Source organism: Microbacterium sp. zg-Y1090, assembly GCF_030246945.1.
Classification (GTDB): Bacteria; Actinomycetota; Actinomycetes; order Actinomycetales; family Microbacteriaceae; genus Microbacterium; species Microbacterium wangruii.
Window position 1 is genome coordinate 1,741,273 of sequence record NZ_CP126742.1, and the last position, 12,979, is coordinate 1,754,251.

Consider the following 12,979-nt stretch of genomic DNA (forward strand, 5'->3'; position numbering starts at 1 on the left):
GCGCCCCGAGGGCGCTCGTTCACCCGACCGTGACGTCGTAGAAGAGGGGGCGTCCGTACAGATCGTAGGACAGGCCGTCCACCCGCTCGCCCACCGCCGTGATGAAGGCAGGACTGTACAGCGGCACGATGGCGACGTGCTCGGCGTTCCACTGCTGCACCTCGCGGTACAGCACCGCACGCTCGTCGGCATCGGTCTTCGCCACGGCATCCTCGAGCAGCAGGTCCATCGCCGGATCCTTCACCTGCGAGGCGTTCTGGAAACCCTCGCTGTGCAGGTGGCTGCGCAGCAGGTCGGGGTCGACGCCCGAGAAGCCCCAGTCGGTGAGGTCGAACGTCTTCGGGCCGTACTGCTCGTTGTAGGCGCCGGGTTCGAGCACCTCGCGCACGATCCCGAAGCCGACCGCTTTCAGGTCGGACTGGATCGCGTTCGCGAGCGCCGCGCGGTCGTCGGGCACCGGGGTCCACGCGATCCAGCGGGCCGAGAGTCGGTCGCCGTCCTTGGTGCGGTAGCCCTCGGCGTCGCGCTCGGTCCAGCCGGCCTCGTCGAGCAGCGCGTTCGCCACGGCCGGGTCGAACGGCCAGGTGCCCTCGAGCGACGCGTCATACCCCGGGGTCGTCGAGCCGAGGATGCTCCACGCCCGCGGGAACTGCCCGGAGTAGATCTGCTCGACGGCGGTGTCGATGTCGATGGCGCGGCTGAGCGCCTGGCGCACGCGCTCGTCGGCGAGCACGCCGTACGCCTCATTGAGGTACAGGGAGTACGGCAGCCCCGGGTACTCCAGCGAGTCGACCGTGAGGGGATCGCCGAGATCGGCGGCCAGGTTCGGGGGCAGCTGGCTGGCGAGGTCGGCCTCGCCGCTTTCGACCACCCCGACACGGACGGCGGCCTCGGGGAGGATGCTCACCCGCAGCGTCTCGAACGACGGGGCGCCCTGCCCGTCGGGACCCCAGGCGTAGTCGTCGTTGCGGGTGTAGACGATCTCCTGGTCGGGCGTGTAGTCGGTCAGCTCGAACGGGCCGGTGCCGACGGTGACGCCCGGCCCGCCGGCCTTCAGCCGATCGGCGGACTCTTCAAGCACGGCCGGCGAGTAGAAGCCGAGGTGCGCGGTGCTCGCCGCCTGCAGGAACGGCGCGTAGGCCTGGGTGAAGTCCACGCGCACCGTGTGGTCGTCGAGCACCTCGGTTCCGGCGTAGAACTCCGCTCCCATCATGCTCGCCGCCTGCGCGGAGGCGGTCTCGGGGTCGACGATGCGGTCGAAGTTCGCCTTCACCGCGGCGGCGTCGAAGGGCTCACCATCGTGGAACATCACGTCGTCACGCAGCTCGAATGTGTAGCTGGTGCCGTCGTCGGAGATCTCCCACGATTCGGCCAGCCACGGCGAGAAGGTGCCATCGGCCTCTTGGAACACCAGCGAGTCGAGCACCGCCCGCTGCACGAGCGACGACACATCGAGCTGGCTGGTCTGCGGGTCCATGTGCCCGGCGGAGAGGTTCGCCCCCTCGATCGCCCACACGACTTCGCCCCCGTCGGCGGTGTCGTCGCCGGCCCCGGCGCAGGAGCTCAGGACGAGTGCGGCCGCCACGGCGACGGCGGATGCGGACAGGAAGCGGCGAAGCGAAGGCATGGCGAAACCTCGGGTGTCAGGGGTGAGCCGTTCCACGCTACCCCGTTTCTGGACGGGGTGGATCTATTCGGCGCGCCCCCACGGAATGAGGGAATCCTCCCCGGCGAGGGGCACATCGCGGCTTCCGCCCCTCAGTTCGCCGGATCTCCTCACTTCGGCTGTTGCTCCCTTCTCCCGATCTCATCCGACCTCGCGCCCTCGCTTCGACGGAATGAGGGGGTCCTCCCGGGTGAGGGCACATTGCCGGCATCCGCCCCTCTGTTCGCCGGATCTCCTCATCTCGGAGGCGCGGGCGACTCCGGGGGCGCGGGCGACTCCGGGGGCGCGGGGACTCCCGAGGCGCGGGCGACTGAGCCGCAAGTCGGCCGCGTGCCCAGCACTGCGGCGGACTAGTGCGATCCGGCGCTGCGACCGGGTACCGCGAGGGGGCAGCTTGGTCGCGCCTCACCGGGCGCGGTGCAGCCCCTGCGCAATCGCGCGCTGGATGAGGTCCTGAACCGATGGCCAGTTATCGACGACCTGGACGTAGTCCACGCGAATGACGTGGTAGCCCCGCAGCATGAGCTCTGCGTCATGTGCGATGTCGGCTCGCCTCTGGGCGCCGACATGATGGGCGCCGTCGATCTGCAGCACCAGCCGGTCGCCGATGAGAAAGTCCACGCGGTGTCCGGCGATCCACGCCTGCGGAACGATGGGCAGCCGCAGCCACCGCAACCGTGGCGGCACGAAGCTCTCGAGTCCCGAGTCTGCGAACGGGTTCGCCGCCTCGAGCAGCCGGCGCGCCGCCCTCGTCAGCGGGAGCCGCTGCAGGGTGGCGCGCTCGACCAGACCGCGACGCAGCGCGGACTCCCACACGGCCAGCGCAGGCTCGACGGGCTGACAGGCCGCGACCATCGCGAGCACGTTCTCCAGAGGATCGACCAGGGCATCGGGATGCCGTGCGAGAACCGGCTCCGCCCAGTGCACCCGCGCCCCGGCTGCACGTATCTCCCCGGCATGCGGCCTCGCCGCCACGTGCGCCTCGGTTTCACCCAGCACCCAGAGCCCGAGCCGACGAGCCTGGGTGACGCAGGTCAGCACGACGCGGTCACGAGCGGCCGCCACGAGGTACGGGTCGGCGTCCGGCACGGCGACCCACAGCCGCTGCACCGCGACGAGATCGCCGCGCCGGACCGCCTGTGCGATGTGATGCGCGCTGAATCCCGCCGCGCGGAGGGTGGCGCGGCGCGCCACGCCACCACGGGCGATGACCGGTGCGCCGACGTCCATGGGCCCAGTGTCGCGAGGCCGGCGCACGCCCCGCGGCCTGCGACGCGGTTTCCGGGATACATCGCGTCGTCGCGAGGCTGGGGAGAAGCGGCCGCACGGGTGCGTCCCGGCGTCCCCGCTGCCCGAATGAGGGGATCCGGCCGACTGAGGAGGGCATCGCGGCATCCGCCCCTTTCTTGGTCGGATCTCCTCATTTCGGTCGCGCGGGGGTGGGAGCGGCCGACGCAGGGGGCGCGACCCACGCCGGGCGGCTCGGCCCGGACGCGAATCGCCCGCCCGCGCCGGTAAACTGTGCGGACGGTCCACACTCAGGCACGCTCACACAGTGCCGCACATATCGCTCGAGGAGTCACCCATGTCGCAGATCCCTGACAAGCCCGCACTGGAAGGCCTCGAGCAGAAGTGGGATGCCGCGTGGAGCGAGCAGGGCACCTATCTGTTCGACCGTGATGCCGCCAAGGCCAAGGGCCGTGCGGGCGTGTACTCCGTGGACACTCCCCCGCCCACGGCATCCGGAAGCCTGCACATCGGCCACGTCTTCTCGTTCACGCACACCGACGTAAAGGTGCGCTACGAGCGCATGCGCGGCAAGACGGTGTTCTACCCGATGGGCTGGGACGACAACGGCCTGCCCACCGAGCGCCGCGTGCAGAACTACTACGGCGTGCGATGCGACCCGTCGCTGCCGTACACCCCCGACTTCACTCCCCCGTTCGAAGGCGGCGACAACAAGAGCAGCAAGGCCGCCGATCAGGTGCCCATCAGCCGCCGCAACTTCATCGAGCTGTGCGAGCGGCTCACCGTCGAGGACGAGAAGCACTTCGAGGCGCTGTTCCGCCAGCTCGGCCTGAGCGTCGACTGGACCCAGACCTACCGCACCATCTCCGACGAGACGATCCGCACCAGCCAGCTGGCGTTCCTGCGCAACGTCGAGCGCGGCGAGGCCTACCAGGCGATGGCGCCCACCCTGTGGGACATCGACTTCCGCTCGGCGATCGCCCAGGCCGAGCTCGAGGACCGCGACCAGCCCGCCGCGTACCACCGGGTCGCCTTCCACCTCACCGACGGAACCGGTGACATCGAAATTGAGACCACCCGTCCCGAGCTGCTCCCCGCCTGTGTCGCCCTCGTGGCCCACCCCGACGACGAGCGGTACCAGCCGCACTTCGGCTCGACCGTGCGCACGCCTCTCTTCGACGTCGAGGTGCCCGTGCTGGCCCACCCCCTCGCGCAGAAGGACAAGGGGTCGGGCATCGCCATGATCTGCACCTTCGGCGACGTCACCGACATCATCTGGTGGCGCGAGCTGGACCTGCCCAACCGCACGATCCTCGGCAAGGACGGCCGCGTCGTGGCCGAAGCCCCCGACGTGATCGCGACCGACGCCGCGCGCACCGCCTACGCCGAACTCGCCGGCAAGACCGTCTTCAGCGCCAAGAAGCGCATCGTGGAGCTGCTGCGGGAGTCGGGCGAACTCATCGGCGACCCGAAGCCCTTCACCCACCCGGTGAAGTTCTACGAGAAGGGCGACCGGCCGCTCGAGATCGTCTCCACCCGCCAGTGGTACATCCGCAACGGCGCCCGCGACGCCAACCTGCGCGAGAAGCTCATCGCCCTGGGCGCCGGCATGGACTGGCATCCGGACTTCATGCGCGTGCGCTACGAGAACTGGACCAACGGCCTCACCGGCGACTGGCTCGTTTCGCGTCAGCGGTTCTTCGGCGTGCCGATCCCCGTCTGGTACGCCCTCGACGAAAACGGCGAGCGTGACTACAGCCGTGTGCTCACGCCCGACCTGGCGAGCCTTCCCGTCGACCCGACCGTCGACGTGCCCCCGGGCTACACCGAGGACCAGCGCGGCGTGCCCGGGGGCTTCGACGCCGAGCGCGACATCTTCGACACCTGGGCGACCTCATCGCTCACCCCGCAGCTGGCGGGCGGCTGGGAGCGCGACCCCGAACTGTGGGACCTCGTCGCCCCCTTCGACATGCGCCCGCAGGGCCAGGACATCATCCGCACCTGGCTGTTCTCGACCATGCTGCGCAGCGCCCTCGAGGACGACCGCGCGCCGTGGACGGATGCCGCGATCTCAGGCTTCATCGTGGACCCCGACCGCAAGAAGATGTCGAAGTCCAAGGGCAACGTGGTGACCCCGGCGGACATCCTCGCCCAGCACGGCACGGATGCCGTCCGCTATTGGTCCGCCTCGAGCCGCCTGGGCGCCGACGCGGCGTTCGACCCGCAGAACCCCACGCAGGTGAAGATCGGCCGGCGCCTGGCGATCAAGGTGCTCAACGCCGCCAAATTCGTGCTGTCGTTCCCGGTTCCCGAGGGCGCCGAGGTGACGCACGCCCTGGATGCCGCCATGCTCGCCACCCTCGACAACGTGGTGCGTGAGGCGACGAAGGCCTATGAGGCGTACGACCACGCGCGCGCGCTGGAAGTGACCGAGGCGTTCTTCTGGACGTTCTGCGACGACTACCTCGAGCTCGTCAAGGAGCGCGCCTACAACCAGGCCGACGTCGGCCAGCCTTCGGCGGCGCTCGCGCTGCGTCTCGCGCTGTCGACCGTGCTGCGCCTGCTGGCGCCCGTGCTGTCGTTCGCGACCGAGGAGGCATGGTCGTGGTTCGAGGAGGGTTCGGTGCACACCGCCGCGTGGCCCGAGCCTCTCGGCATCGAGGGTGACCCCGCGGTGCTCACCGCCGTCGGCGAGGCCCTCATCGGCATCCGTCGTGCGAAGACCGAGGCCAAGGCGTCGCAGAAGACCGCGGTCGAGCGCGCGACCATCGGCGCCACCCCCGCCACCGCGGCTCTGCTGCGGCTGGCCGAGGGAGATCTGAAGGCGGTCGGACGGGTCGCCGAGATCACCTACCAGGACGCCGAGTCCACTTCCGTGCTCGACATCGTGCTCGCACCGCAGGAGGCCTGACATGCAGCTCGGAACACGCTGGACCTCCGGTGACGAGCCGCCCCGCTCGGTGCCCGACAGCATCCGGGGCCAGATCCTGGCCGTCGACCGGTCCATTCCCGGCGACGAGTTGGGGCAGCCGCGGCCGCGCTGGACGCTGACCTTCCTCGAGGGGCGTCCGGTCGCGGAGCTCGAGACGGGTGTCGTGGTGTCGCTCGACGCTGACGGCAACGCGGTGGTCGGGCACGACGCCGACGACGATTTCGCCTGACGCCCGCGAGGGTCAGCGGGGCGGCATGCCCCACATGTGCATCGCGACGGCGCGCTCGCGCTGCCGGATGCCGGCGATGAGCGCGCGCTCCTGATCGAGCAGGCCGGCGATCGCGGCACGGGCGGCGAGGCGATCCGCGCGACGCTGCATACGCCGCGCCACCGCGTCCTCGGCCCGCAGCGCGAGCCGCAGCAGGGCGCGCTCGGTGGCGGTGGGCTCGATACCGGTGATGGATCGGCCGGGCGAAGCGACGTACGCACTCATGAGGGGTCTCCTTCGTCGAGGGGGAACAGGTCCGCCCGGATGGTGACGGGGCGCACATCATCGCCCTGCTGGTCGCGGTAGCGGTCGACGGTCTCGTCGATGAGGGCGCTGATGCGCTCGGACAGGTCGGCCCGGCGGACCCGCTAGAAGCGGCGCGCCGTGATGTCCACCCGGGTGGCGGCACCCAGCGCCTCGCGGATCTCCGACGCCGGGGTCGGCGCGGGCGCGGCATCCGCCATCTGGTCCTCGGGCAGCGACGGGTCGCTGAAGTAGATGCGCCCGTACACCGGGGTCTCGGGCTCGGATCGCCAGCTCTCGGCGAGGGTGCCCGCGTCGACGGTGTCGAAGCCTAGCCGGCTGATGATCTCCGCCGCCTCGGCCTTCGCCTGGGCGTCGTCGCCGGCGATGGGCAGGGCCGTGCGATCGTCCGCGTCGGCCGGGCGAGCCAGGGCCGGGATGTGCGCGGCGAGGATGTTGTTGAACGCCTTCACGTAGCGGGTGGCGCCCAGCTGACGCTGCACCAGCTCACCCGTCGTCACACTGTTGTCGCGCAGCTCCGCGATGCTGCCGTCGCGCGACGGGTAGTAGTTGCTCGTGTCGATGACGAGAGCCTCGGAGAGCAGCCCGGCAGGCAGGTCGGGCACGGCCTTGAGCGGGATGGACAGCACGACGGCGTCGCCGCGCTCGGCGGCCTCGGCGACCGTGCCGGCCTGGGCGCGCGGGCCGAGTTCGGCGACCAGGTCCTGCAGCGTCTCCGGTCCTCGGGAGTTCGCGATGATCACGTCCATGTCCGCAGCGACCGCCAGCCGCGCGACGGCCGATCCGATGTGTCCGCTTCCGATGATTCCCAGCGTCGTCATTCTGCTTTCCCTTCGGTCGGCTCCGGCGTGATGTCCGCCGCAGGGCCGCGGTGGCGACCCTTGCCGAGGGCGAACCGCCCGCGCCCGCTGAGCATTCCCCGCCGGCCCGTTCAGCCGATCGAGCACGTCCCGCCGATCGGACACGTCCCGCCGTCCGGCGACCGCCCGCGCCGTAGGCTGAGACGATGACCGACGAGACCAACCCCCTGCTGCAGCCGAGCCCCCTCCCCTACGGACTGCCGGACTACCCGGCGATCCGCGCCGAGCACTACCTGCCGGCGTTCGAGGCCGCTTTCGCCCAGCAGCGCGCGGAGGTCGACGCCATCACGGCGAACCCGGAGCCGGCGACATTCGACAACACGATGACCGCTGTGGAACTGTCCGGTGACCTGCTCGGCCGCGTCGCCCGCACGTTCTACACCGTGTCCTCGGCGGATGCCACGCCCGACATCCAGGCCGTGGAAGAGGCCCTTGCCCCGCTCATGTCCGCCCACCAGGACGCGATTCAGCTCGACAGCGCCCTCTATGCGCGCGTGCGGTCGCTGTTCGCGCGCCTGGATGAGCTCGACCTGACCCCCGAGCAGCGCTATCTCGTGCAGCGCCGGCACACCCAGATGACGCACGCGGGCGCCGGACTCTCGGATGCCGAGAAGGAGCGCCTGACCGCCCTCAACCAGCGGCTCTCGGTGCTGACGAACACCTTCGAGAAAAACCTCCTCGCCGACACCAACGACCTCGCGGTGGTGTTCGAAGACGCGGCGGAGCTCGATGGGCTGACCGAGGGCGAGCTGTCGGCCGCAGCCGAGGCGGCCGCCGACCGCGGTCTCGACGGCTCGTACGTCGTGACGCTTCCGCTGTTCACGGGGCATCCCTACCTCTCCTCGTTGACGAATCGGGAGTCGCGCCGACGCCTCATGGCCGCCTCGCGCGCACGCGGCTCCCGCGGCAACGCGTACGACAACCGCGGCGTGCTGCAGGAGATCGTGAAGCTGCGTGCGGATCGCGCCGAGCTGCTGGGCTACGCCAGCCACGCGGCGTACGTCACGTCCGATGAGACCGCCGGGTCGCCCGACGCTGTGCGCGACCTGCTGTTCCGCCTCGCCGCCCCGGCGGCCCGCAACGCCGAGCGCGAGCGAGCGGCCCTGCAGGAGATCATCGACGGGGAGGCTTCGCCGTTCCCGCTCGAAGCACACGACTGGGCGTTCTACACCGAACGCGTCCGCGAGGCGCGCTACGCCCTCGACCGCTCCGCGCTCCGCCCCTGGTTCGAAGCCGAGCGGGTGCTGCGCCACGGTGTCTTCTTCGCCGCGACAGCGCTCTACGGCATCACCTTCACCGAGCGCGAGGACCTTCCGGCCTACCATCCCGACGTGCGGGTCTTCGAGATCCACAACGCCGACGGTTCGCCGCTGGGGCTGTACGTGCTCGACCTCTACACCCGCGACACCAAGCGCGGCGGGGCGTGGATGAACTCCATCGTGCTGCAGTCGCAGCTGCGCGGCACGGATCCGGTCGTCGTGAACAACCTCAACGTCTCCCGCCCCGCTGCGGGGCAGCCGACGCTGCTCACCCTCGATGAGGTCAACACGCTCTTCCACGAGTTCGGGCACGCACTGCATGGCCTGTTCGCCACCGTCACCTACCCGAGCTTCGCGGGGACGAACGTGTACCGCGACTTCGTGGAGTTCCCCAGCCAGGTCAACGAGATGTGGATCTACTGGCCCGAGGTGCTGGCCAACTACGCCCGACACATCGAGACGGGTGAGCCCCTGCCCGACGACGTGGTCGACAAGCTCGCGGCATCCGAGACCTTCAATCAGGGCTTCGAGACCAGCGAGTACCTGGCGGCCTCGTGGATCGACCAGGCCTGGCACCGGCTGAGCGCCGCCGAGGCGGCCGAGAGCATCGACGTCGCCGGGTTCGAGGCTGCCGCCCTGGCCGAAATCGGACTGGACTCCCCCGCCGTTCCGCCCCGTTACTCGTCGACGTACTTCGCGCACATCTTCTCCGGCGGCTACAGCGCCGGCTACTACTCCTACATCTGGAGCGAGGTGCTCGACGCCGACACCGTCGAGTGGTTCCACGAGAACGGCGGACTCACGCGCGCCAACGGCGACCGCTTCCGCCAGCGTCTGCTGGGCGTCGGCGGGTCGAAGGATCCGCTGGAGGCCTACCGCGACTTCCGGGGCCGCGATGCCGACATCGCGCCACTGCTGAAGCGCCGCGGTCTGGCGGACTGAACCTCACCGCCCTGTCGTGGGTGTCGGCGCATCGCCGGCACCCACGCTGAGGCCGGCGCTACCGATCCGCGCTCGCGCGTCCGGATTCGTTCGGTCGGGTGAGCTGCGGGGCGAGCCCGGTCGGCTGGGTCCTTTCCACTCCGGCGCGCCACATCGCGGCCTCGATGGGGTCCACCGAGAGAAGCGCGCAGCGAAGTCCGCTCGCGAGTTCTGCGGCGATGGTGCTCTTGCCCACCCCCGGAAGACCCGCCATCACGATCAGCATGGGGTGATTCTGGCATCGCGAGCCCGGGCGAGGCGCGCGATTGCGAGAGCCTGCCTCCTCGGCACAGACGCGCCCGGAAGAGTCCGTGGACGACTCTTGTCCGCGCTCGCCGCGTGGCTAGGCGCTCTTGCGCTTCTGGCGCAGCAGGAGGGTCGGAGGGGCTCCCTCGACGACCGCGGGCGTGATGACCACGCGCTCGACATCTTCCGTCGACGGGATGTCGAACATGATCGGCCCGAGGACGTCTTCGAGGATCGCGCGCAGACCGCGCGCGCCGGTCTTGCGCAGCACGGCCAGGTCGGCGATGGCGCGCAGCGCGTCGTTCTCGAACTCCAGCTGCACGCCGTCGAGCTCGAACATGCGCTGGTACTGCTTCACCAGCGCGTTCCGCGGCTCGGTGAGGATCTCCATGAGGGCGTCCTGGTCGAGCGGCGCGACGGATGCCACGACGGGCAGCCGGCCGATGAACTCGGGGATCAGGCCGAACTTGTGCAGGTCTTCGGGCAGCACCTCGCTGAAAAGGTTGAGGTTCTCGCCCTTGTCGTGCAGCGGGGCGCCGAAGCCGACGCCGTGCTTGCCGACGCGGGACGAGATGATCTCCTCGAGGCCGGCGAACGCGCCCGCCACGATGAACAGCACGTTGGTCGTGTCGATCTGGATGAACTCCTGGTGCGGGTGCTTGCGCCCGCCCTGCGGCGGCACCGAGGCGACGGTGCCCTCGAGGATCTTCAGCAGCGCCTGCTGCACGCCCTCGCCGGACACGTCGCGCGTGATCGAGGGGTTCTCGGCCTTGCGCGCGATCTTGTCGACCTCGTCGATGTAGATGATGCCCGTCTCGGCGCGCTTGGTGTCGAAGTCGGCCGCCTGCAGCAGCTTGAGCAGGATGTTCTCGACGTCCTCACCGACGTAGCCGGCTTCGGTGAGGGCCGTGGCATCCGCCACGGCGAAAGGCACGTTCAGCCGCTTCGCGAGCGTCTGGGCGAGGTAGGTCTTGCCGCAGCCGGTGGGGCCCAGCAGCAGGATGTTGCTCTTGGCGATGTCGATGTCGTCGACGCGCTGCTCTGCGGGCTGCAGGGTGCCGTGGGAGCGGATGCGCTTGTAGTGGTTGTAGACCGCCACAGACAGGGCGCGCTTGGCGGGCTCCTGGCCGACGACGTATTCCTCGAGGAAGGAGAAGATCTCGCGGGGCTTGGGCAGGTCGAAGTCGGCGACCTCGTCAGCGCCCGATTCGGCCATGCGCTCTTCGATGATCTCGTTGCAGAGCTCGACGCACTCGTCGCAGATGTAGACACCGGGCCCGGCGATCAGCTGCTGGACCTGCTTCTGGCTCTTGCCGCAGAAGGAGCACTTGAACAGGTCGGCGCTTTCACCGATGCGAGCCATCAGGGCGTCTCCTCACTGCTCCCGGTCAGGAACTCTTCGAGCCTAACCGCTGCGTGCGACATCGGTCGGCATTTGGCGCGCTCCATGTCGGCCGCCGATTCTGGGCTCTGCACGGGCGCCCGCGCGGCGGCCGCGCGAGCCCCCGCACCGCGCCCCGACGACGACGCCCCGCCCTCGACTTGCGAGGACGGGGCGTGACGGCATCCGCTCGTCAGCTGGTGATCGCCGGCTGGTGACGCTTGCGCGTGGTCAGAACCTGGTCGACCAGGCCGTACTCGAGGGCGTCGTTCGCAGACAGGATCTTGTCGCGGTCGATGTCCTTGTTGACCTGCTCCTGCGTGCGGTTGGAGTGCTTGGCCAGCGTCTCCTCCAGCCACGTGCGCATGCGCAGGATCTCGGCCGCCTGGATCTCGATATCCGACGCCTGCCCGTGACCGGCCTCGCCGACGGCGGGCTGGTGGATGAGGATGCGGGCGTTGGGCAGCGCAAGACGCTTGCCGGGGGCGCCCGCCGCCAGCAGCACGGCGGCGGCGGATGCCGCCTGGCCGAGCACCACGGTGGAGATCTCCGGCGACACGTACTGCATGGTGTCGTAGATCGCCGTCATGGCGGTGAACGAGCCACCGGGCGAGTTGATGTACATGATGATGTCGCGGTCGGGGTCCTGCGACTCGAGAACCAGCAGCTGGGCCATGACGTCGTCGGCCGACGCGTCGTCGACCTGCACGCCGAGGAAGATCACGCGGTCTTCGAACAGCTTGTTGTACGGGTCCTGGCGCTTGTAGCCGTAGGCCGTGCGCTCCTCGAACTGCGGCAGGATGTAGCGGCTGTTCGGCATCTGCAGGCCCTGAGGGGCGCCGCCGAAGGTGGGGGTGTGCATCTGTTCTGTCTCCTTCGGAGGACTCAGTTGGCGGTTTCGTCGGGGATGTCGCCGTCCGTGGCGGTTCCGCCGCCACCGGTCACGCCCGCGGCGTGCTCCCGGATGTGGTCGACGAAGCCGTACTCGAGCGCCTCAGCCGCGGTGAACCAGCGGTCGCGGTCGCCGTCGGCGTTGATCTGCTCGACGGACTTGCCCGTCTGCGCCGCGGTGATCTCGGCCAGGCGGCGCTTCATCGACAGGATCAGCTGAGCCTGCGTCTGGATGTCGCTGGCGGTGCCCCCGAAGCCACCGTGCGGCTGGTGCAGCAGCACGCGGGCGTTGGGCGTGATGTACCGCTTGCCCTTGGTGCCGCTGGTCAGCAGCAGCTGGCCCATGGATGCCGCCATGCCGATGCCGACGGTGACGATGTCGTTCGGCACGAACTGCATGGTGTCGTAGATGGCCATGCCGGCCGTGATCGAGCCGCCGGGCGAGTTGATGTAGAGGTAGATGTCCTTCTCGGAGTCCTCCGCCGCCAGCAGCAGGATCTTGGCGCAGATCTCGTTGGCGTTGTCATCACGCACCTCCGACCCCAGCCAGATGATGCGGTCCTTCAGCAGCCTGTCGAAGACGCTCGTGGCGACAAGTGGTTCGGCCATGTTCACTCCTGTTTCCGTGGTCCGTCGCCATCGAATCTACCGGCGCGTCGGTGAGGACCCGGCCGTGTTCGCCCTGGGCAGATCGTGTGTCCTCCTCCGGCACCGGTTCGGGGCGCCAATCGGCCCCCGAACCCCCGGCATCCCCGGTTCGGGGCGCGAAACGGCTCCCGAACCCCCGACCTCCCCGGTTCGGGTCGCGAAACGGTTCCCGAACCCCCGACAACCGCGGTTTGGGTCGTGAATCGGTTCCCGAACCCCCGACCACCCCGGTTTGGGGCCGCGGTTTGGGTCGTGAAACGGTCCCCGAACCCCCGGCCTCCCCGGTTTGAGTCGCGAAACGGCTCCCGAACCCCCGGCTTCCCCGGTTCGGGTCG

At 69.7% G+C, this 12,979-nt stretch carries 11 protein-coding genes; 3 read left to right on the forward strand and 8 right to left on the reverse strand.

Annotated features, from left to right (window positions below; all coding sequences use genetic code 11):
- Positions 1 to 19 precede the first annotated feature (19 nt).
- Complete coding sequence (locus QNO26_RS08230; protein WP_257638409.1) at positions 20 to 1,627, reverse strand: ABC transporter substrate-binding protein; 1,608 nt, start codon at positions 1,625 to 1,627, stop codon at positions 20 to 22.
- A gap of 444 nt (positions 1,628 to 2,071) precedes the next feature.
- Positions 2,072 to 2,896 carry an endonuclease domain-containing protein gene (locus QNO26_RS08235; protein WP_257530634.1) on the reverse strand — a complete coding sequence of 275 codons (825 nt, stop codon included), beginning with the start codon at positions 2,894 to 2,896 and terminating at the stop codon, positions 2,072 to 2,074.
- Between the two features lie 355 nt (positions 2,897 to 3,251).
- On the opposite strand from QNO26_RS08235, the gene valS reads away from it, so the two are divergent.
- Together valS and QNO26_RS08245 are read left to right on the forward strand one after the other, a co-directional pair.
- On the forward strand, positions 3,252 to 5,825 hold the full coding sequence (gene valS, locus QNO26_RS08240) for a valine--tRNA ligase (RefSeq protein WP_257530632.1): 2,574 nt from the start codon (positions 3,252 to 3,254) through the stop codon (positions 5,823 to 5,825).
- A gap of 1 nt (position 5,826) precedes the next feature.
- The gene (locus QNO26_RS08245; RefSeq protein WP_257530631.1) at positions 5,827 to 6,075 is read left to right on the forward strand and encodes a hypothetical protein; all 249 of its coding nucleotides are present in this window, start codon (positions 5,827 to 5,829) and stop codon (positions 6,073 to 6,075) included.
- Positions 6,076 to 6,087: 12 nt separating this feature from the next.
- Here the strand turns inward: QNO26_RS08245 and QNO26_RS08250 are convergent, their stop codons facing one another.
- Positions 6,088 to 6,339 carry a hypothetical protein gene (locus QNO26_RS08250; RefSeq protein ID WP_257530629.1) on the reverse strand — a complete coding sequence of 84 codons (252 nt, stop codon included), beginning with the start codon at positions 6,337 to 6,339 and terminating at the stop codon, positions 6,088 to 6,090.
- A 143-nt stretch (positions 6,340 to 6,482) separates the two neighbouring features.
- Entirely contained in the window at positions 6,483 to 7,199 is a 717-nt protein-coding gene (locus QNO26_RS08255) for an NADPH-dependent F420 reductase (protein ID WP_257638410.1), read from the reverse strand.
- Between the two features lie 185 nt (positions 7,200 to 7,384).
- Here QNO26_RS08255 and QNO26_RS08260 point away from each other — a divergent pair, with 185 nt between their 5' ends.
- Positions 7,385 to 9,439 carry a M3 family metallopeptidase gene (locus tag QNO26_RS08260; protein ID WP_257638411.1) on the forward strand — a complete coding sequence of 685 codons (2,055 nt, stop codon included), beginning with the start codon at positions 7,385 to 7,387 and terminating at the stop codon, positions 9,437 to 9,439.
- A gap of 58 nt (positions 9,440 to 9,497) precedes the next feature.
- Here the strand turns inward: QNO26_RS08260 and QNO26_RS08265 are convergent, their stop codons facing one another.
- From QNO26_RS08265 to QNO26_RS08280, 4 genes are all read right to left on the reverse strand, one after another.
- The gene (locus tag QNO26_RS08265; protein ID WP_257638412.1) at positions 9,498 to 9,704 is read right to left on the reverse strand and encodes a P-loop nucleotide/nucleoside kinase family protein; all 207 of its coding nucleotides are present in this window, start codon (positions 9,702 to 9,704) and stop codon (positions 9,498 to 9,500) included.
- Between the two features lie 117 nt (positions 9,705 to 9,821).
- Positions 9,822 to 11,087, reverse strand: a complete 1,266-nt coding sequence (clpX, locus tag QNO26_RS08270) for an ATP-dependent Clp protease ATP-binding subunit ClpX (protein ID WP_257638413.1) — start codon at positions 11,085 to 11,087, stop codon at positions 9,822 to 9,824.
- A 211-nt stretch (positions 11,088 to 11,298) separates the two neighbouring features.
- The gene (locus QNO26_RS08275; RefSeq protein ID WP_257530619.1) at positions 11,299 to 11,967 is read right to left on the reverse strand and encodes an ATP-dependent Clp protease proteolytic subunit; all 669 of its coding nucleotides are present in this window, start codon (positions 11,965 to 11,967) and stop codon (positions 11,299 to 11,301) included.
- 23 nt (positions 11,968 to 11,990) lie between these two features.
- Complete coding sequence (locus QNO26_RS08280; RefSeq protein WP_257530617.1) at positions 11,991 to 12,605, reverse strand: ATP-dependent Clp protease proteolytic subunit; 615 nt, start codon at positions 12,603 to 12,605, stop codon at positions 11,991 to 11,993.
- Positions 12,606 to 12,979 lie beyond the last annotated feature (374 nt).